At 63.9% G+C, this 16,440-nt stretch carries 15 protein-coding genes; 8 read left to right on the top strand and 7 right to left on the bottom strand.

Going from position 1 to position 16,440, the window contains the following annotated elements:
* Positions 1–12: 12 nt before the first annotated feature.
* Positions 13–882 (bottom strand): ABC transporter permease, encoded by an 870-nt coding sequence (locus L1069_RS06645; protein ID WP_237455133.1) that lies wholly within the window; start codon positions 880–882, stop codon positions 13–15.
* Between the two features lie 91 nt (positions 883–973).
* On the opposite strand from L1069_RS06645, the gene L1069_RS06650 reads away from it, so the two are divergent.
* Positions 974–2,407: a sugar transporter gene (locus L1069_RS06650; protein WP_237455134.1), complete on the top strand. Its 1,434-nt coding sequence runs from the start codon at positions 974–976 to the stop codon at positions 2,405–2,407.
* 10 nt (positions 2,408–2,417) lie between these two features.
* Positions 2,418–3,071, top strand: coding sequence for an ABC transporter ATP-binding protein (locus L1069_RS06655; RefSeq protein WP_129373258.1), 654 nt, complete (start codon positions 2,418–2,420; stop codon positions 3,069–3,071).
* 34 nt (positions 3,072–3,105) lie between these two features.
* Here the strand turns inward: L1069_RS06655 and L1069_RS06660 are convergent, their stop codons facing one another.
* The 3 genes from L1069_RS06660 to L1069_RS06670 are packed head-to-tail and all read right to left on the bottom strand — an operon-like array spanning position 3,106 to position 7,222.
* Complete coding sequence (locus tag L1069_RS06660; protein ID WP_237455135.1) at positions 3,106–4,905, bottom strand: hypothetical protein; 1,800 nt, start codon at positions 4,903–4,905, stop codon at positions 3,106–3,108.
* Between the two features lie 49 nt (positions 4,906–4,954).
* A complete protein-coding gene (locus tag L1069_RS06665) occupies positions 4,955–6,058 on the bottom strand; it encodes a hypothetical protein (RefSeq protein WP_237455136.1) in 1,104 nt (367 codons plus the stop codon).
* A 33-nt stretch (positions 6,059–6,091) separates the two neighbouring features.
* Positions 6,092–7,222, bottom strand: coding sequence for a hypothetical protein (locus L1069_RS06670; protein WP_237455137.1), 1,131 nt, complete (start codon positions 7,220–7,222; stop codon positions 6,092–6,094).
* A 198-nt stretch (positions 7,223–7,420) separates the two neighbouring features.
* On the opposite strand from L1069_RS06670, the gene L1069_RS06675 reads away from it, so the two are divergent.
* From L1069_RS06675 to glf, 3 genes are all read left to right on the top strand, one after another.
* Entirely contained in the window at positions 7,421–8,323 is a 903-nt protein-coding gene (locus L1069_RS06675; RefSeq protein WP_129373262.1) for a hypothetical protein, read from the top strand.
* A gap of 135 nt (positions 8,324–8,458) precedes the next feature.
* Positions 8,459–9,376 carry a hypothetical protein gene (locus tag L1069_RS06680; RefSeq protein ID WP_237455138.1) on the top strand — a complete coding sequence of 306 codons (918 nt, stop codon included), beginning with the start codon at positions 8,459–8,461 and terminating at the stop codon, positions 9,374–9,376.
* Between the two features lie 31 nt (positions 9,377–9,407).
* Complete coding sequence (gene glf / locus L1069_RS06685) at positions 9,408–10,580, top strand: UDP-galactopyranose mutase (protein WP_237455139.1); 1,173 nt, start codon at positions 9,408–9,410, stop codon at positions 10,578–10,580.
* 8 nt (positions 10,581–10,588) lie between these two features.
* Here the strand turns inward: glf and L1069_RS06690 are convergent, their stop codons facing one another.
* Genes L1069_RS06690 through L1069_RS06700 form a run of 3 tightly spaced genes read right to left on the bottom strand, consistent with a single transcriptional unit; the run spans position 10,589 to position 13,111 of the window.
* Positions 10,589–11,632, bottom strand: a complete 1,044-nt coding sequence (locus tag L1069_RS06690) for a hypothetical protein (RefSeq protein ID WP_237455140.1) — start codon at positions 11,630–11,632, stop codon at positions 10,589–10,591.
* Positions 11,633–11,639: 7 nt separating this feature from the next.
* Positions 11,640–12,578: a glycosyltransferase gene (locus L1069_RS06695; protein WP_237455141.1), complete on the bottom strand. Its 939-nt coding sequence runs from the start codon at positions 12,576–12,578 to the stop codon at positions 11,640–11,642.
* Entirely contained in the window at positions 12,575–13,111 is a 537-nt protein-coding gene (locus L1069_RS06700) for a hypothetical protein (protein WP_129373266.1), read from the bottom strand. The genes L1069_RS06695 and L1069_RS06700 overlap by 4 nt, the downstream gene beginning before the upstream one ends.
* Before the next feature lie 222 nt (positions 13,112–13,333).
* Between L1069_RS06700 and L1069_RS06705 the strand changes: the two genes are divergently transcribed.
* From L1069_RS06705 to L1069_RS06715, 3 genes are read left to right on the top strand one after another with little or no spacing between them, the layout of a single operon-like run.
* The gene (locus L1069_RS06705; RefSeq protein ID WP_129373267.1) at positions 13,334–14,944 is read left to right on the top strand and encodes an aldolase catalytic domain-containing protein; all 1,611 of its coding nucleotides are present in this window, start codon (positions 13,334–13,336) and stop codon (positions 14,942–14,944) included.
* Between the two features lie 4 nt (positions 14,945–14,948).
* Positions 14,949–15,689, top strand: coding sequence for a 3-deoxy-manno-octulosonate cytidylyltransferase (locus L1069_RS06710; protein ID WP_129373268.1), 741 nt, complete (start codon positions 14,949–14,951; stop codon positions 15,687–15,689).
* Positions 15,689–16,336, top strand: a complete 648-nt coding sequence (locus tag L1069_RS06715; protein ID WP_129373269.1) for an HAD family hydrolase — start codon at positions 15,689–15,691, stop codon at positions 16,334–16,336. The genes L1069_RS06710 and L1069_RS06715 overlap by 1 nt, the downstream gene beginning before the upstream one ends.
* Positions 16,337–16,440: the final 104 nt, after the last annotated feature.

A 16,440-nucleotide genomic window follows, 5' to 3' on the forward strand; every position in this document is an offset into this window, starting at 1 on the left:
CCGCCGCAGGTCTCAGCGGTTCAGGATGTCGCGGTGAAAACGGCCCATCAGGACCAGCCCGAGCGCAAACAGGATCAGGCTGGTGGCCAGCACATAGGTCACGCTGACGTAAGCGGCGGTATAGCTGGGATAAAACCCGCTGCGCATCAGACCGGTGATATGCATCAAGGGGTTGAACCACAGGATGTCCTGCGCCAGCGGCGGCAGATCCTCATAAAGAAACAGCACGCCTGAGGCCAGGAACAGCGGCCGGGTGATCACCGACCAGGCCACGTCCCACAGCGGGTAGAGCCCCATCAGCACGCAGTTCAGGGTGCCGACTCCCAGTCCCAGCAGCAGCGAGAGCACCATGGCCAGCACTGCGGGCGGCAGATCCAGCACCGCGCGGCTGTCGGTCACCGCATAGACGCCGCCGATCAGCAGGAAGGTGATCAGGATGCCAGTCAGGCTGTTCAGCAGGAACCGGGCCAGCACCGCGTCCAGCCAGGTGACAGCCGGAAATTTCAGCAGCGGCTTGGAATAGGCAATCGCCCGGCCGGTGGTGGCTGAAATGCTTTGGTAGAGATTGAAGGGCAGAAAACCGGTGGCGTAGAACAGCAGGAAGCTGGTGCCCAGCGACGGGGTGCGGATCACCAGAGAAAAGCCGATCGCCAGGAACAGAATGGCCGCCATCGGTTCGAGAATAGCCCAGAGATAGCCGCCGGGGGTGCGCCCGTAGCGGGTCGACATCTCCCGCAGCACCAGGGCAGCCACTGTGCGCAAGGTGGCAAAGCGCCGGGCGCGCCCGGGGAGGGGCAGCTGGGCCGGGTACTGGGCAGGAGACTGGGCGGGGGGCAGGGCCGGAGATTGGGCAGGGGCCGCCGCAGGCGTGGTTCTGGTCATGAATACCCATTGTGAATATGCGCTGTGCAGGCGATAATATGAAAGAAAGACGAGGCAATTACAAACGGCTGCAGGCCGGGGTAAGCAGATTATGACACAGGATCACCCGGCGGCGCGGCAAAAGGCTGCCGCCCAGTTCCGTACTGGCCGGAAAGCCGCAGACAGGGACACCCCGGCCGCAGCGGTGCCCGCCGGCACGGAGCAGGCCGGGCCTGCTGCGGAGGCCGGGCCTGCAGAACAGCTGTCCGCAGCACCCAGCCGTAAAAGCCGCGGCAAAGGCGGCAAGCTCAAGCGGCTGCGCCGCAAGGTCCAGGACGCCGAAAGGGCCCAGGCGCTGCTGGCGCAGAAAGCCGACAGCCTGGAGGCGCAGATTGCTGAAACCCCGGCTTACCCGGTGGCGCGGCCTGCCCATGTCAAGACCCGCCACCGCGGCGTGATCGCCAGCTTTGCGGCATTGGTGCTGCTGCCGCTGGCGGCGGCTGTGTTTTATCTGTTTGCGGTGGCCGAGGATCAATATGCCTCCACCGCCGGTTTCACCGTGCGCAGCCAGGAAAGCTCCGGTGCGAATGAGCTGCTGGGCGGGCTGGCCAGTTTTGCCGGCAATACCACGGCCTCGGACAGCGATATCCTGTATGAATTCATCCAGAGCCAGGAAATGGCCGAAGCGGTCAATGCCCGGGTGGACCTGCGCGCCCATTACAGCCAGTACTGGCCAACCGACTGGGCCTTTTCAATCTGGCCCGATGCAACGCTGGAGGAGCTGGTCTGGTTCTGGCACCGGGTGGTGCGCATTTCCTATGACAGCGGCTCGGGGCTGACTGAAGTGCGGGTCACCGCCTTTGACCGGGACATGGCCCGGGCGGTCAGCCGCGCCATCGTCGACGAAAGCCAGATCCGCATCAATGCGCTGAACGAACAGGCGCGCGCCGATGCGATGCGCTATGCCGAGGCCGATCTGATGGAGGCGGTTGAGCGGCTGAAGCTGGCGCGCGAAGAGCTGACCCGGTTCCGCACCCGCACCCGTATCGTCGACCCCGCGGCCGATATCCAGGGCCGCATGGGGGTGATGAACAACCTGCAGCAGCAGCTGGCGGAGGCGCTGATCCAGTACGATCTGCTGGCCGGCACCGTCAGCCCGGGCGATGTGCGCCTTAAACAGGGGCAGCAGCAGATTGAGGTGATCCGCGAACGGATCAATATCGAACGCCAGGCCTTTGCCTCCAGCAATACAGACACCGGGGCGGTGGGCGAGGATTATCCCTCGCTGATCTCGGAATTCGAGCGCCTCACGGTGGACCGGGAGTTTGCCGAGGAGACCTACCGCGCGGCGCTGACCGCGCTGGAGGTGGCGCGCGACGATGCCGCCCGTCAGAGCCGTTACCTTGCGACCTATATCACCCCGACCCTGGCCGAGGAGCCGGAATACCCGCGCCGCTATGTGCTGTCGGCGCTTGCCGGGCTGTTTTTGCTGCTGGGCTGGTCGATCGGGGTGCTGATCTATTATTCGATCCGCGACCGCAGCTGAGAGGCCGCCTATGATCCGCTTCGAAAACCTGACCAAGAGCTTCCGGCTCAAGGGCGAGCGCAAGGTGGTGATCGACAATCTGAACCTGACGCTGCCGCCGGGGAAATCCCTGGCGCTGCTGGGCCGCAACGGGGCGGGCAAGTCGACGCTGTTGCAGATCATTGCCGGCACCATGCGGCCCGATCACGGCCGGGTGGTGTCCGATGGCAGCATCTCCTGGCCGGTGGGGCTGGGCGGCTCGTTCCACCGTGATCTGACCGGCGCCGAGAATGTCCGCTTCATCGCCCGCATCTACGGGGTGGACACCCGCGATCTGGTCAATTTTGTCGGCGAGTTCGCCGAGCTGGGCAAATTCTACCACATGCCGATGCGCAGCTATTCCTCGGGCATGCGCTCGCGGCTGACCTTCGGCGCCTCGATGGGGATCCGCTTCGACACCTATCTGGTCGACGAGGTAACGGCCGTGGGCGACCGGTCGTTCAAACGCAAGAGCCGGGCGGTCTTTGCCGACCGGATGAAGCATTCCAGCGCCATCATGGTCAATCATTCGATGGCGCAGATCCGCCAGTTCTGCAATGCCGGGCTGGTGCTGGAGGCCGGGCGGATCCGCTATTACGACGATCTGGACGCGGCGATTGCCGCGCATGAGGCGATGCTGGACTGATCCAGCACCGCTTCATGCGCTCAGGCGTCAGCGTTCAGGCCTCTGCCGGGACCGGATCTGCTGCCGGGGCCAGGGTTTTCTCCCAATAGGGTTTGCTGGCCATCTCGGCATAGCCGCTGCGGTAGACCGCTTTCAGGCGGCTGTGGTCGCGGCGGAAGGCGGCCAGGGTCTTGGCCATGCGCCAGGCCAGGCTGAAGAAGCGCCGCTTTGAGTGGGTGACGGTATAGCCCTTGCTGCCATCGGTGTTGAGATAGGTGAGCCGGGCGCCGCCGAAGGCCGGGAACACCAGGCCGCGCTCGCCGATGTTCAGCACCATCCGGTCGCCGATCGTCTTCCAGAACGGCACCAGATGGCCATTCAGGGTGAACAGGCCAAGATAATGCCGCAGGCGGCGCGGCAGGCGGCTGAAGCGGCGCCGCTCATCGGTGCTGAGGGTCTCTGCCGGCTGCCAGGCTTCGTCTTTGATCAGCGCCTTGATGTCGGCGCGGCGCGCACTCATGTCGATGTTCTCGTCAAAGAACTGCGGCCCCTGCATCACATCCTGCCAGGCCAGCAGCTGTGCCTCGGCGCTGTCGTATTTGCAGCGCAGCAGCGAGCGCAGCATGAAGCGGAGGGCGATTTTGGCGGTGCCAAGCGGGCTGCGCTCCAGCTGTTCGAACACCAGGTGGTGGATCAGGTGGTTGCGCAGATCCAGATACAGCGTCTGGGCGCTTTCCTTTTCGGTGAAATCATCCTGGAAGGAGACCACCCCGTTCAGGGTGAAGATGTTGAAATCATTGGCCAGCGAAAAACTGATGTCATCGCCGCGCACAAAGAACGGGAACGGGTGGCGGGCGGCCTGGGCGATGGGGAAGGCGAAGAACCACCAGCCGCCGTAAAGGGTTTCGGGGGCAGAGCGGGCAGAGCTGAATTCCATATCGATGACCTGGCCCGGGCTGCGCAGGTCGAGCCCGTTGTAGAGCGGGCGGCAGGAGCCGTCGAACCAGGCGCCGTTTTCCCACATGCACCATTTGTGGGTGTTGTTGATCATCGCGCCTGCCAGCGCGGCCTTGGGGTCCCGCGCCAGCGCCAGGAACATATAGGCGCGGGCGATGTTCTCCATGTGGAAGGAGGCATCGTCATCCATGAACAGGCAATGGCTGCAGCCGCGTTTACCGGCCTCCAGAAGCCCGCGGGCAAAGCCGCCTGCACCGCCGAGGTTGCGGTTCGGGTAGGGGGTGACTTTGTCGCTGGCAGCGATGCCGGCGCTCTGGCCGTTGTCGACCACCTGCACGTGGATATTGGCGCTGTGCTCGAATTCTTCCAGGAAATGTTCAAGCCGGGCCACGGTTGTCTGCACCTCCTGCTCGCGCTGGAAGGTGGTGATGGAGACCGCAAGCTGCGGCAGGCTGTCCGGCACGGCGGCGGTGGCAAAGCGGCCGCCGGTCAGGGTGACCTCGTCCCCCAGCGCCAGCACCTCGGCGTAAAGCACGCCTTCAATGCCGGGGCCTGCATATTCCGACAGGTCAATCTGATAGGGGGCGCCTTCCGCCAGCTCGGCGATGTCGCAATAAACCACTTCCCAGGACCGGTTGGGCTGGGCCAGGGTGATCTTGATTTCGGCTTTGCCGCTGCCGGTCAGCTCGGCAAACAGCGTGTCGAACGCGCAGCCGCGGTTCCATTTGCCCAGGCTGAACAGGTTGAAATAGGTATCAAACCTGACACAGGCGCCGCGGGACAGGGTGTAATGCCCGGTGCTTTGGGAAAAACCGGCCGGCCCCTGCACATGGCAGTAAAGCGCCTGTTCGGTGCAGATTTCTGGTTCGGGGGTGATGAAATTCTGCAGGGTGATCATGCGGGTCATTCCTTGAGGCCCGGAAACCGGGGTGCGGGCGTATAAACGGTTACTGGCACAAGTCTTGCTGCAGATCTGTGACAAAGCTTTGCAGCGCCGGCGAGGGCAGCTGGGCGGGGTCCAGGCTTTCCAGCAGGCGGAGGGTCGCCTGGGGTCCGGGCACCGGGCGGGTTTCGAGCATCTCTTCGATGGCCGGGAAAAAGGCCGCCTGGCCGGTGAGGCTGCTGAGATAGCTGTGCACCGGGGCAAAGGCCTCGGCAAGCTGGCTGCGCAGGCTGCTGCCGAACAGTTCCACCTCGCGGTTGCGCACCGGCAGCTCGCCGGCGGGCAGCTTCAGGAAGACCTCCCGCAGCGCTTTTGCCTCCTCTGGCGGCAGGCGGTGATTGCCCCGGCGGATGATCTCATAGGCGGCGCGCGGCAAACCGTGGTTGGCCGGGCCCTTGTGCGGCAGATCCTCCGGGAAGGCACAGCCTGCTTGAGCGGTGAAATCCTGCACCGAGCCGCCGGCCGTCAGGATGTCGTCGTAATTGCGGATATGCAGCCGGGCATTGCTGAAGATGCGGGTCCAGGGCTCCACCATCTTGCGGTAGTTGAAATGGATGGTTTTGGTGCTTGCCAGTGCGGCGCCGCCGTCCAGGGGTTTCAGCTGGTGGCCGAACCGCAGCCGCTGGCCGAACCAGGAGGCCATGTATTCATCGGGCTGGCGCAGCGCGCAGTAAAGCTCTTGCTCGGCATCGGGAAACAGATCGCGCAATTTGGCGATCAGATCCTCATGCCCGGCGCCGAAGTTGGAAAAAACCTCGGAGCACAGGATGACGGTGTGCGGCTGCAGCACGCTGACCTGGTTGCGGATTGTGCTGAGCATCGCGGGCAGGCCGGGCAGGGCGCCGTGCCAGGCCGGAGTGCCGCCGCCCTGCTTGCTGGCCAGCATCCGGAAGCCAAGCGCATTATGCGGCTCGCGCAGGTTCATGCAGCCAAGGTCCGGCGTGTCCTGGCGGCCAAGCGCCTGGGCCAGAAGATGCGACATGCCCTCGCTTTCCACCGCCGGATAGAGGATGCCATGCCGCAGCAGCTCCAGGGTGTTGCGGGCCAGATAGGCCTGCAGCGCAGTGGAGCCGACCTTGTGGTGGCCGAAATAGATAATGACTTTCATACCGGACCCGATAACTGAGGTGCTCTGGTTCGCCTATTCGGCAGCGGAGGCAGGCTGCAGGGCCGCTTCGGCATCGCGGACCCGCTTGCCGTGCAGGAAGGCGGGCCAATTGACCTCTCCGGCGTCCAGCAGCCCGCTGGTCATCCCGGCCATGAGGGTCAGCCCGTGCAATTCGGACGGAGACAGGTGATCGGCCGGGGCAGTGGACTGCGGTTTGGCGATGGCTTTCTTCACCGCCGTGTGCAGCTCGTTTTCCATCAGCGGTTCGCCGCTGAAAAACATGCGGTCCATATTGCGGGCATCCTCCAGGTAGCTGTCGCGGAGAGTCTTCGCCAAGGCCCGGTGCAGCTGCAGCCTGGTGCGCGCCGGCGCCGGCGGCAGATGCCCTGCCAAGCGGGAAAACTCCCAGCCGACCTTAAGCCTGAGGTCCTTGGACTGGTGCAGCAGTGCCTTCTGCAGCACTTTCAGACGCATCAGGTCCTCCAGGCACAGCGATTCATTGGCCTGGCTTTCGCCGCTGATGGTAAAGCCAAGGCCGCCAAAGGCGTGATGAATGAAATCGCTGACCACATCGCCCTGATAGAGCTGGCTGCGGATCATCGGGCGCAGGGTGAAGCGGTCAGCGAAATGCTCCCGCCAGGCGGCAAACCGCGGCAGGTAGATGAATTCCCCGACCTCCTTGCGCCGGGCGGCAAAGCTGTCCAGATCCGAGCGCAGGGCGCGCGGGGTGCCGACCTTGATGCGTTCGGCAAAGCTGGACAGGATGCGGGCGGCATGGGGGCGCACATAGCCGATGATACGGATCTCATCGGCAGCGCCGGCAAAGAAGGTGCCGGCAATCTCGTGAAACAGTGCCGCCGGGACGGTTTCCAGCGCTTCGGCCGAGACAAGGGCGAAATCGGCTTTTGACGCCTGGATCTGCGCGGCCAGCTTCTGGAGGGGCCTGCCGGCTTTCTGCCGGGCCTCCGGGGTCTCCGCATTGCCGTAGGCCCGGCACTGCGCGCCGAGGGTGTTGCTGGCCAGCCGGGCCGGATAAAAGACACTGTGCCCGTCCAGCGCCACCTGGCCCTTGGCAAAGGCCAGCTGAACCGAGGTGGAGCCGGTTTTGTGATCGCCGATGTGGAAAATCAGAGTCTTGCGGCGGGGACGTTCTGGGGCAGGCATATGAGTGCCGGATCCTGTGTTTGGTGCGGGTTTCAAGGCTGTGGTGTAGGGGATTTTCGCGCCGGAGACAATCGCCGTCCCGGACAGGCTGCGCAGCGGGTTGCGCTAAGCGGGAAAACTGTGCAGAGAAGCCGCAGGTTGCATCAGACGGTTTGGCGGCCCCGGTAATTTGACAGCGGCATCTCAGGTGATTTGACCATGGCATTGCAATTTTTAAGGGCCGGCCTGCGCGCCCTGGCACAGAGATGGCGGCGGCAAACCGGGCCGAAGGATACCAGGGCTGAAAACACCGGGCCTGAAAACACTGGGCCTGCGGCTGACGGGCCGGCACCGCGGCTTTATGTCTTCGGGTCCTCCTCGTCAGAGGTTTTTGATTACATCTTCGGCGCCAGCCGGCGCTACCGCAGCTATTGGGCCGGCGGCTGGTCAGCCCGGGGGCTGCGGAAGGACGCGAACCGGGGCTATGTGCTGCAATGCCTGCAGCGGGCCCGGCCGCAGGACATCATTTTCCTGCACTACGGTGTGGTGGATGCAGCTTTCAGTTCGGGCTACCGCATGGACCGCGGGGATTTCCTTGATCCCGAAAGCTTTTGCCGGGAGGCAGCCGAAGGGGTCGGGATGCTGGTGCAGGATCTGCGCGCGGCGGGCTTCAGCAATATCTATACAGTGGCCGTCGGCGCTCCCTGCCGGGTGCCGGAGCGGTATTTCCGTAAACGGTTCAAGCTGCACGGGCTGCCGCCGCGCTATCAGGCGCAGCTTTTGAACCGGATCAACCAGTTGATCAGCGGTTTCTGCGACCGGCGTGATCTGACACCGGTTCTGGGGGATGAGCACGGGGTGCTGAAGCGGGAATACCACCGGGCCAAGCCGAATCACCATGCCGATTACGTCAGGATCCAGGAACTGGTCTGGGAGGGGATCCGGGATATTCCCGGTCTGCCGCCGCGCCGCGCGGATTGGCGCACGGTGCTTTATAAAAGCGGTGTGCGCGGCGGGGTCGGCAAGAAAATCAGAGCGGAAAACTACCGGGCGGCCAATCTGAAGCGGTTCGAGCCCGCAGCGGCCTTGCCGCGGGAGAAAGCCCCGGCAGTGGAGGCATAAGGCGGGCCTGCGGAAAACTGCCGGTCTGCCGGGCGGACCGGCAGGCAGCCGGGTTGCCACAGGGGCGGGCAGTCCGTTAGCAGTGGGCGCAAAGTGCAGAGATGGGGCCATGGCCCGGCAGCCTTGGACACAACGATGATTGGTATGATTGCAGCCCGGTTCAGAAAATATCTCCGCGCCCGTTTGAGCCCGGCCTTGCTGTCGTTCCGTGCGGGCAGGGTGCGGGCCTGCCGGCCGCAGGGCGCGGCTGAGGCCCGGCTTTATGCATTTGGATCCTCGTCCTGCGAATTGTTTGATTACATCTTCGGAACCAGCAGCCAATACCGCTCCCATTGGGCCAGCGGCTGGTCGGCCCGCGGTTTCCTGAAGGCGGAGAACCGCAATTACGTGCTGGCCTGCCTGAAAGGCGCCAGCAGCGATGACATCATCTTTTTGCAATACGGCAATGTGGATGTGCAGTTCAATGCGGCGCACCGGATGCGGCTGGGCGATTTTCTGGATCCGGCCGGGTTTTGCGCCGAGGCAGCGGAGGGGCTGCTGAAGATGGCAGCGGATCTGCGGACGGCGGGGTTCAGCAGGGTCTATTGCATCTATGCCGGTCCGCCGGTGCCGCTGCCGGTCCGCTATTACCGCAAAGGCTTCGGCCTGCCCGCGGTCCCGGCCCGGTTTCAGGCGCAGATGTTCCGTGAGATCAACCGCTTGCTGGCAGGCCGGGTTGCACTGGTGGATATGAGCGATGTGCTGGCCGATGAACACGGCCTTCTGAAAGAGCCGTTCCGCCGCCCGTTCCCGGATCACCACGCGGATTACACCCGCATTCAGGAGCCGGTCTGGGCGCGCATCCGGGACATTCCGGGGATACCGCCGCGCCGGGCCGAGTGGCGCAGCCAGCTGTATCCGCATTGCCCGCGCGGGATCAGCAAGCTGATCAGCGGGGCCGATCTGCGGCCGACCGATATCGTCGCGCGCGAGGCGCTGGGGCTGCACCCGAAGCTGCGCGGACGCAGCCGGCCGGATGCGGCGGAACGTGAAATGACAGGGCTGCCGGCTTGAGGCATCCCGGGAATATGAGAGGACAGGATTAATGGCGGCAGGTAAATTTCTGATGGTGGGCGCGGGGCTGTCGGGGGCGGTGATCGGCCGCCATCTGGCCGAGGCAGGCCATAGCATCACCGTGATCGACAGCCGCCCCCATGCCGGCGGCAACTGCCACACCGAGCGCGATGCGGATACCGGTGTCATGGTGCATGTCTACGGGCCGCATATCTTTCACACCGATGACGCCGAGGTCTGGGACTATGTGAACAGTTTCGAGCGTTTCAAGCCCTATAAAAACCGGGTGAAATCCACCACCCGCGGGCTCACGGGCGAACAGGAAGTGTTCTCGCTGCCGGTCAACCTGCACACCATCAACCAGTTCTTCCGCAAGACCATGCGGCCCGAAGAAGCGCATGATTTCATCACGCAGGAACAGGCCGATACCTCGATCGCGGATCCGCAGACCTTCGAAGAGCAGGCGATGCGCTTTGTCGGCAAGGATCTCTATGAGGCGTTTTTCAAGGGCTACACCATCAAGCAATGGGGCATGCACCCTTCCGAGCTGCCCGCCTCGATCCTGAAGCGGCTGCCGGTGCGCTTCAACTATGATGACAACTACTTCTTCCACCGGTTCCAGGGGATGCCGGAGAACGGCTATACGCCGATGATTGAGAAGATCCTCGATCATGACAACATCACCGTTCAGCTGGAGACCGAATTCACCCCGCAGATGGGCGCCGCCCATGACCACGTGTTCTATTCCGGGCCGCTCGATGGCTATTTCGGCTATGAGCTGGGCCGTCTGGGCTACCGCACCTTGGATTTCGAACGCTTCACCCATCAGGGCGACTACCAGGGCTGCGCGGTGATGAACTACGGCGAGGAGGATGTGCCCTATACCCGCATCACCGAGCACAAGCATTTCGCCCCCTGGGAAGACCACGAAGGATCGGTTCTCTACCGCGAATTCTCGCGGCTGGCGGAGCCCGGCGACATTCCCTATTACCCGGTGCGCCAGGTGAAGGAGAAGGAACTGCTGGCCGCCTATGTGAAGCTGGCGGAAGCGACGGCGGGTGTTACTTTTGTGGGCCGTCTGGCCACCTACCGCTACCTGGACATGGATGTGACCATCCGCGAGGCGCTGGACGCCGCCCGCGGCTTTGCCGCCTGCCTGGACAAGGGCGAGGCCGCGCCGGCGTTCTTTACCGCGCCGTTGTAAGCGGCGGCTCAGGCGGTCTGGCGGCGGATGAATTTGCGCAGCCGGACCCGGGCGGCCTCGTCCAGCAGCTCCGCCCGGCCCCAGTCCTGGCTGCGCGCCGCGCAGAGCGTATCGGTGCGGGTGGCAAACAATGCTGCCAATTCGCTGCGTTCGGCCTCCAGCCGCCGGGTGATGTCTTCTGCCATGGCCGCGCTCAGATGCAGGCTGCTGCCGCGGGCGGGGCCTGGCGGGGCGCCGCGGGTGAAATCCCGCTTCAGCAGTTTCGGGCGCAGCTGCATATAGACCGGCTGGCTGACCTGGGTCTGCACATATTCGATTTCGGCCAGTTTGCGCGGCTGAATGCGGCTGTTGCGCCGCGCTGCCGTTTCGGGGGGCGGCAGGCCGAGCAGGTTGCAGAAATCGCTCAGCATGTCTGGCGCATCCAGATCCGCAGGCGCGTTCGAGCGCAGGACCAGACTGTCGCGGGGAAATTGCGCCAGCAGCATCTGCGTAAAGCTGAGAAGAGAGGGCAGGGGAAAGCCGTAGCTTTCTTCGAAACAACGGAGGTAGCGGTCAATGCCGGGAGGGCCTGCGGCAAAGAAGGCCGGTTTAGCGATCCCGAACAGCCCGGCGCGCAGAAACTGCGCATAGCTTGATTCCGCAAAGCCATAGGGGTTGCGGAAATAGGCAACCAGGCGGATCTGCCAGCCCGGCATCCGCTGTTGCAGCGCCTGAACCAGCGCGGCCAGGTTGCTGGTGCGAAAAGCATTGGTCCAATGCTCGCAGGACAGCAGGATGCGGCGGCAGCTGTGGCGCTCCGCTTCGGCCTCGATCTCTGTCAGGGCGGCGGGCAAGACCTCTGCGGCCATCCGGGCCAGCGGGATGTGGTTGCGGTAACCAGCGGGGGAGCGGTGGCGTTGCGGATAGCACAGGCCAAGCCGCAGATGCTGCTCATAGGTTTCGGCCATATGGTGCTGGATTGTGGTCGAGCCGCATTTCGGCAGGCCGATGTGCAGCCAGATCTGGCGCGGGCTGCTGCTGCCGGGGGAGGGGAGCGGCGGGCGCAGAACCATGGCGGGCTCAGGCCTGGCCGCGCTGTGCGGCGCGCGCATCCGGCAGGCCTGGCAGCTCAGCCGGTGCGTGGGCGGCGAGGAAGGCGCTGATCCGCTGGGCCAGCTGCGGGTGCAGTAGGGGGTCCAGATTACTCTTCACCCAGTGCATCAGCCCGGTAAAGAACGACCAGAAAGGCTGCAGATAGAGATCCAGGCCTTTTGCCTGAATTTCAGCGGCAATCCGGGTGAGAGGGATGAACACGTCCAGCCTTTCAGACCCGGTCCGGTTGGTCAGCCGCTGGCCGTCCGGGGCGACGTTATGCACCACGGCAACATGGGTGCTGGCCAGGATCCGGCTGCCATTCAGGAAGCTGCGCCAGTGCAGCTCAATGTCGTTGTGGACCGGAATCTCGGAACAGCCAATGCTGTGTTCGTGCAGAAAACCGGTCCGGTAGATTTTGTTCCAAGGGTAGTTCGAAGTTTGCACCAGGCTGGCGGCGGCAAATGGCGATACTTTGGTGCAGGCTCCCAGGCTGAGACCGGCGAAGTCCCAGAGCGCCTGATCGTAAGGCATCTGGCCGAACGCGCCCTGCGCGTCTCTGCGGGTGTCGTGATGCTGGAAGAGGCAGAAATCGAACTCCTGCCCCGCGAGGTCCTGCAGCAGCCAGGGCAGGGCACGGGCAGGGCGGTCGTCGGCATCCAGGAACAGGACGTGGGAGGTCCGGACATGTGCAAGCGCCAGATTGCGGGCGGCGCCGGCGCCTTTTGCCGTTTCGTGGCGCAGCAGCCGCAGCTGCCCGGTTTCCAGGCCGGCTGCATCCAGCAGAACGGTTTCCTGAAGCGGCACCTGCGACCCGTCATCCACCACCACAATCTGATCGGCGCAGCCGAGCGCCCGCAGCATGCGCAGCATGCGCAGCAGGCTGGCGCAATCATTATGCGCGGGGATGGCCACGGTCAGGTTCACAGGAAGAACAGCCGCAGATCCTGCAGCTCCAGGCGGCAGCTGCGGGTGGGCAGGAACAGCACCAGTTCAAACCATTCGGCGTCTAACGGCAGATGCGGGCAGCTGGGCAGGTGCAGCGTGTCCATATGGTCGGACGGCTCTTCCCGGGCCAGCAGGTGGCGCGGGAAGAAACAGTCGGAAAACCCGCCGCCGGGCAGGCCGGCGCGCAGGCAGGGGCGCAGCACCTCGGCACTGCCGGCCGCGCTCCGGCAGGCCACTCCGGCATAGCGGAAGGGCAGCAGGCCCAACTGTCCCAGCGTCAGATGCAAGCCGATCCATTCTCCCTGGCCCGCGATTTGGAGATCAAGCTCCAGCAGCCGCCCCGCCGGTGACCGCCAGTGCCCGCCGGCCTGCAGGGCCGGATCTGCGCGCAGCGTGAACCCGTCGCTCAGGAGTGTTCCGGCGCTGATACGGCCGCTGGCGGTACTGTCCTGCAGCCCGGCCAAAGCTTGGTTGAAAGGGGCGCAGGGACCCAAGGGAGGATTCAGTGTCAAGCGGGCAATCCTTTATTCCGGCGTTCCGGCCCACGGGGCATTTCCAGGCTTGTTACAGGATCGGCGGCCAGCCACCGAACGGGCGGTTCACGCTTGCGGGCCTAAGCGAAGCTCTGTATGCCCGCAACTGCAGGATGCGATCATTTCTTGCGAGTATTGCATATTTTCTCCTTCCGTTCGGGGGAGTTTTATCGCCAGGCAGAATAATGGGATTGGGTTGATATGTCAGAGACACTATTGCTGGATTGCACGTTGCGGGATGGCGGATATTACAATGCCTGGGATTTTCCGCAAGAACTGATCGAAACGTATTTGGAGGCCATGAGAGCCGCCCGGGTCGATATTGTCGAGATCGGCTTCAGGTTCTTGAAAAACAACGGTTTCAAAGGATCTTGCGCCTATACCAGCGATGATTTCCTGCGCAGTTTGAACATTCCGGAAGAGTTGCAAGTTGCGGTCATGGTGAATGGGGCCGACCTGCTGACGGACCTTGGGCTTGAGGCTTCCCTGGAACGGTTGTTCCCGGAGCCGGCCGCCGCCACGCCGGTTGACCTGGTGCGCATCGCTTGCCACTTCCGCGAGGTCAAGCAGGTGCTGCCGGCAGTGACCTGGCTGGTCGAGCGGGGGTACCGGGTCGGGTTCAACCTGATGCAGATTGCCGACCGGAGCCGTGAAGAGGTGGTGGAACTGGCCCGTGAGGCGCGCGCCTGGCCGGTGGAAGTGCTCTATTTTGCCGATAGCATGGGCAGCATGACGCCTGCGGATACGGCCCGTATTATCGGCTGGCTGCGCGAGGAATGGGACGGTCCTATCGGCATACACACCCATGACAACATGGGGCTGGCATTGCAGAATACGCTGCGGGCGCAAGCCGAAGGCGCCACTTGGCTGGATGCCACTGTGACCGGCATGGGCCGTGGCCCCGGCAACGCCCGTACCGAAGAGCTGGTGATCGAGGCGGCGGAACGGCGCGGCCGTCCGGCCAACTTGGTTCCGCTGATGAGCCTGCTGCAGCGGCATTTCCAGCCGATGAAAGAACAGTATGGCTGGGGGACCAACCCGTATTACTATCTGTCCGGGAAATACGGAATCCATCCGACCTATATTCAGAATATGCTGCTCGACTCCCGCTACAGCGAAGAAGATGTCCTGGCCGTCATTGAACACTTGCGCCAGGAAGGCGGCAAGAGCTTCAGTGCCGGCACCCTTGATGGCGCCCGCAATTTTTACCAAGGCGCGCCGCAAGGGACCTGGCAGCCGCGCTCGATGCTGGAGGGCCGCGAGGTGCTGATCCTTGGCGCGGGGTCCGGCGCAGAGCAGCACCGCACGGCGCTTGAGGCCTATGTGCGCCGGGCGCAGCCGGTGGTGATCGCGCTGAATACCCAAAGCGGTATCTCCGAAGACCTGATCGATCTGCGCGCGGCCTGCCATCCGGTGCGGCTGATGGCCGATAGCGAGGCGCATCTGGCGCTGCGCCAGCCGCTGATCACCCCGGCCTCAATGCTGCCTGCGGATCTGAGCGGCCCGCTCAGCGGCAAGGAGCTTCTGGACTTTGGCGTCAGCCTCGCCGAGGGCCGGTTTGAGTTCGGCGACAGCCACTGCGCATCCCCAAGCCTGCTGGTGCTGGCCTATGCGCTGGCAGTTGCCGCCGCCGGAAACGCCAGCCGGGTGCTGCTGGCCGGCTTTGACGGGTATGCGCCGGGCGACGCGCGCAACCGCGAGGTTGAGGAGGTTTTGCGGCTTCTGGAGAACACCGCGGGCAGCCCGCAGGTGGTTTCGATCACGCCGAGCCGCTACAAGCATCTCAAGCAAATATCAGTTTATGGAATGTGATCCCATGACGGCCTGTGTGATTATCCCCGCCCGCTATGCTTCGACCCGCTATCCCGGCAAGCCGCTGGTGCCGCTTCTTGGTAAGCCGATGGTTCTCTGGGTGGCTGAGCTCAGCGCCCGTGCGGTAGGCCGGGAACATGTTTATGTGGCCACCGAAGATGACCGCATAAGCGAGGTGGTGGAGGCCGCAGGCTTTAAGGCGCTGATGACGGGCAAAGACGCGCTGACGGGCACCGACCGGCTGGCCGAGGCCGCGCAGATGATCGACTATGACATCTATGTTAATGTGCAGGGCGACGAACCGCTGGTAAATCCTGCGGATATCAAGCGCTGCGTCGACCTGAAGGCCGCAGATCCCAGCCTGATCGTCAACGGCTTTGCCTGGGTCAGCGATGAAGAGGATCCGCACAGCGTTAACATCCCCAAGGTCATTACCACCGAGGACGATGTCATGGTGTATATGTCGCGGCTGGCGCTGCCGGGCTTCAAGGATCCGGGATGTGCACCGGAACGCTACAAGAAGCAGGTCTGCATCTACGGCTTTACCCGCGAGGAGCTGCAGGCGTTCCAAGGGTTCGGCCGTAAGGGCGCGCTGGAAAGAAGCGAGGACATTGAAATCCTGCGGTTCCAGGAACTGGGGCGCAAGATTGTAATGTATGAAACTTCGCCCGGCACCATGGCAGTGGATGTGCCTGAGGATGTGGCACCGGTCGAAGCGGCCCTGCGCAGGCTGTGGAACCTGTGATGCCGGCGGGCTACCGGACATTGGTCTTCGACTGCGACGGGGTGATCCTGGATTCCAACCGGGTGAAGACCGAAGCCTTCCGCCAGGCGGCGCTGCCCTACGGCGCAGAGGCGGCAGAGGCGCTGGTGGCGCATCACGTGGCCAATGGCGGCATCTCCCGCTACCTGAAGTTCCAGCATTTTCTGGACGGGATTGTGCCTGGCCGGAACGGCCCCGGGCTGGAAGAGCTGCTGGCGTCTTATGCCGGTGCTGTGCGGGCCGGGCTGATGACCTGCGCAGCCGCGCCGGGGCTGCAGGAGCTGCGCGCCGCCTTCCCGGATCAGCGCTGGCTGATTGTCTCGGGCGGGGATCAGGCCGAGCTGCATGACATCTTTGCCGCGCGCGGGCTGGACGGGTTGTTTGATGGCGGCATCTTCGGCAGTCCCGACACCAAGGATGCGATCCTGGCGCGGGAACTGGACAGCGGCAATATCCGGCCGCAGGCGCTGTTCCTGGGGGACAGCACCTACGACCACCGCGCTGCCGCTGCAGCTGGCCTGGACTTCGTGTTCATCAGCGGCTGGAGCGAGGTGGCGGACTGGCAGGGGTACGTGCGCACGCATGGCCTGAAGAAGCTGGCAAATGTTGGAGAACTCCAGGATCTGTGACAGGCCATGGCGCCGTTGGCATATTCTTCGCGGGAAAGGGAGCAGCAGGTGAACACACAGAATAAGCTCACCGTATTGACGGACTTTGAGGAATGCGCGCCTGC

This window comes from Leisingera sp. MMG026, from assembly GCF_021654205.1.
Lineage (GTDB): Bacteria > Pseudomonadota > Alphaproteobacteria > Rhodobacterales > Rhodobacteraceae > Leisingera.

What these genes read in the sequence shown, in the direction of transcription:
- L1069_RS06645 (WP_237455133.1), bottom strand. Translation starts at nt 882, where the DNA reads ATGACCAGAACCACGCCTGCGGCGGCCCCTGCCCAATCTCCGGCCCTG.
- L1069_RS06650 (WP_237455134.1), top strand. Translation starts at nt 974, where the DNA reads ATGACACAGGATCACCCGGCGGCGCGGCAAAAGGCTGCCGCCCAGTTC.
- L1069_RS06655 (WP_129373258.1), top strand. Translation starts at nt 2,418, where the DNA reads ATGATCCGCTTCGAAAACCTGACCAAGAGCTTCCGGCTCAAGGGCGAG.
- L1069_RS06660 (WP_237455135.1), bottom strand. Translation starts at nt 4,905, where the DNA reads ATGATCACCCTGCAGAATTTCATCACCCCCGAACCAGAAATCTGCACC.
- L1069_RS06665 (WP_237455136.1), bottom strand. Translation starts at nt 6,058, where the DNA reads ATGAAAGTCATTATCTATTTCGGCCACCACAAGGTCGGCTCCACTGCG.
- L1069_RS06670 (WP_237455137.1), bottom strand. Translation starts at nt 7,222, where the DNA reads ATGCCTGCCCCAGAACGTCCCCGCCGCAAGACTCTGATTTTCCACATC.
- L1069_RS06675 (WP_129373262.1), top strand. Translation starts at nt 7,421, where the DNA reads ATGGCATTGCAATTTTTAAGGGCCGGCCTGCGCGCCCTGGCACAGAGA.
- L1069_RS06680 (WP_237455138.1), top strand. Translation starts at nt 8,459, where the DNA reads ATGATTGGTATGATTGCAGCCCGGTTCAGAAAATATCTCCGCGCCCGT.
- glf (WP_237455139.1), top strand. Translation starts at nt 9,408, where the DNA reads ATGGCGGCAGGTAAATTTCTGATGGTGGGCGCGGGGCTGTCGGGGGCG.
- L1069_RS06690 (WP_237455140.1), bottom strand. Translation starts at nt 11,632, where the DNA reads ATGGTTCTGCGCCCGCCGCTCCCCTCCCCCGGCAGCAGCAGCCCGCGC.
- L1069_RS06705 (WP_129373267.1), top strand. Translation starts at nt 13,334, where the DNA reads ATGTCAGAGACACTATTGCTGGATTGCACGTTGCGGGATGGCGGATAT.
- L1069_RS06710 (WP_129373268.1), top strand. Translation starts at nt 14,949, where the DNA reads ATGACGGCCTGTGTGATTATCCCCGCCCGCTATGCTTCGACCCGCTAT.
- L1069_RS06715 (WP_129373269.1), top strand. Translation starts at nt 15,689, where the DNA reads ATGCCGGCGGGCTACCGGACATTGGTCTTCGACTGCGACGGGGTGATC.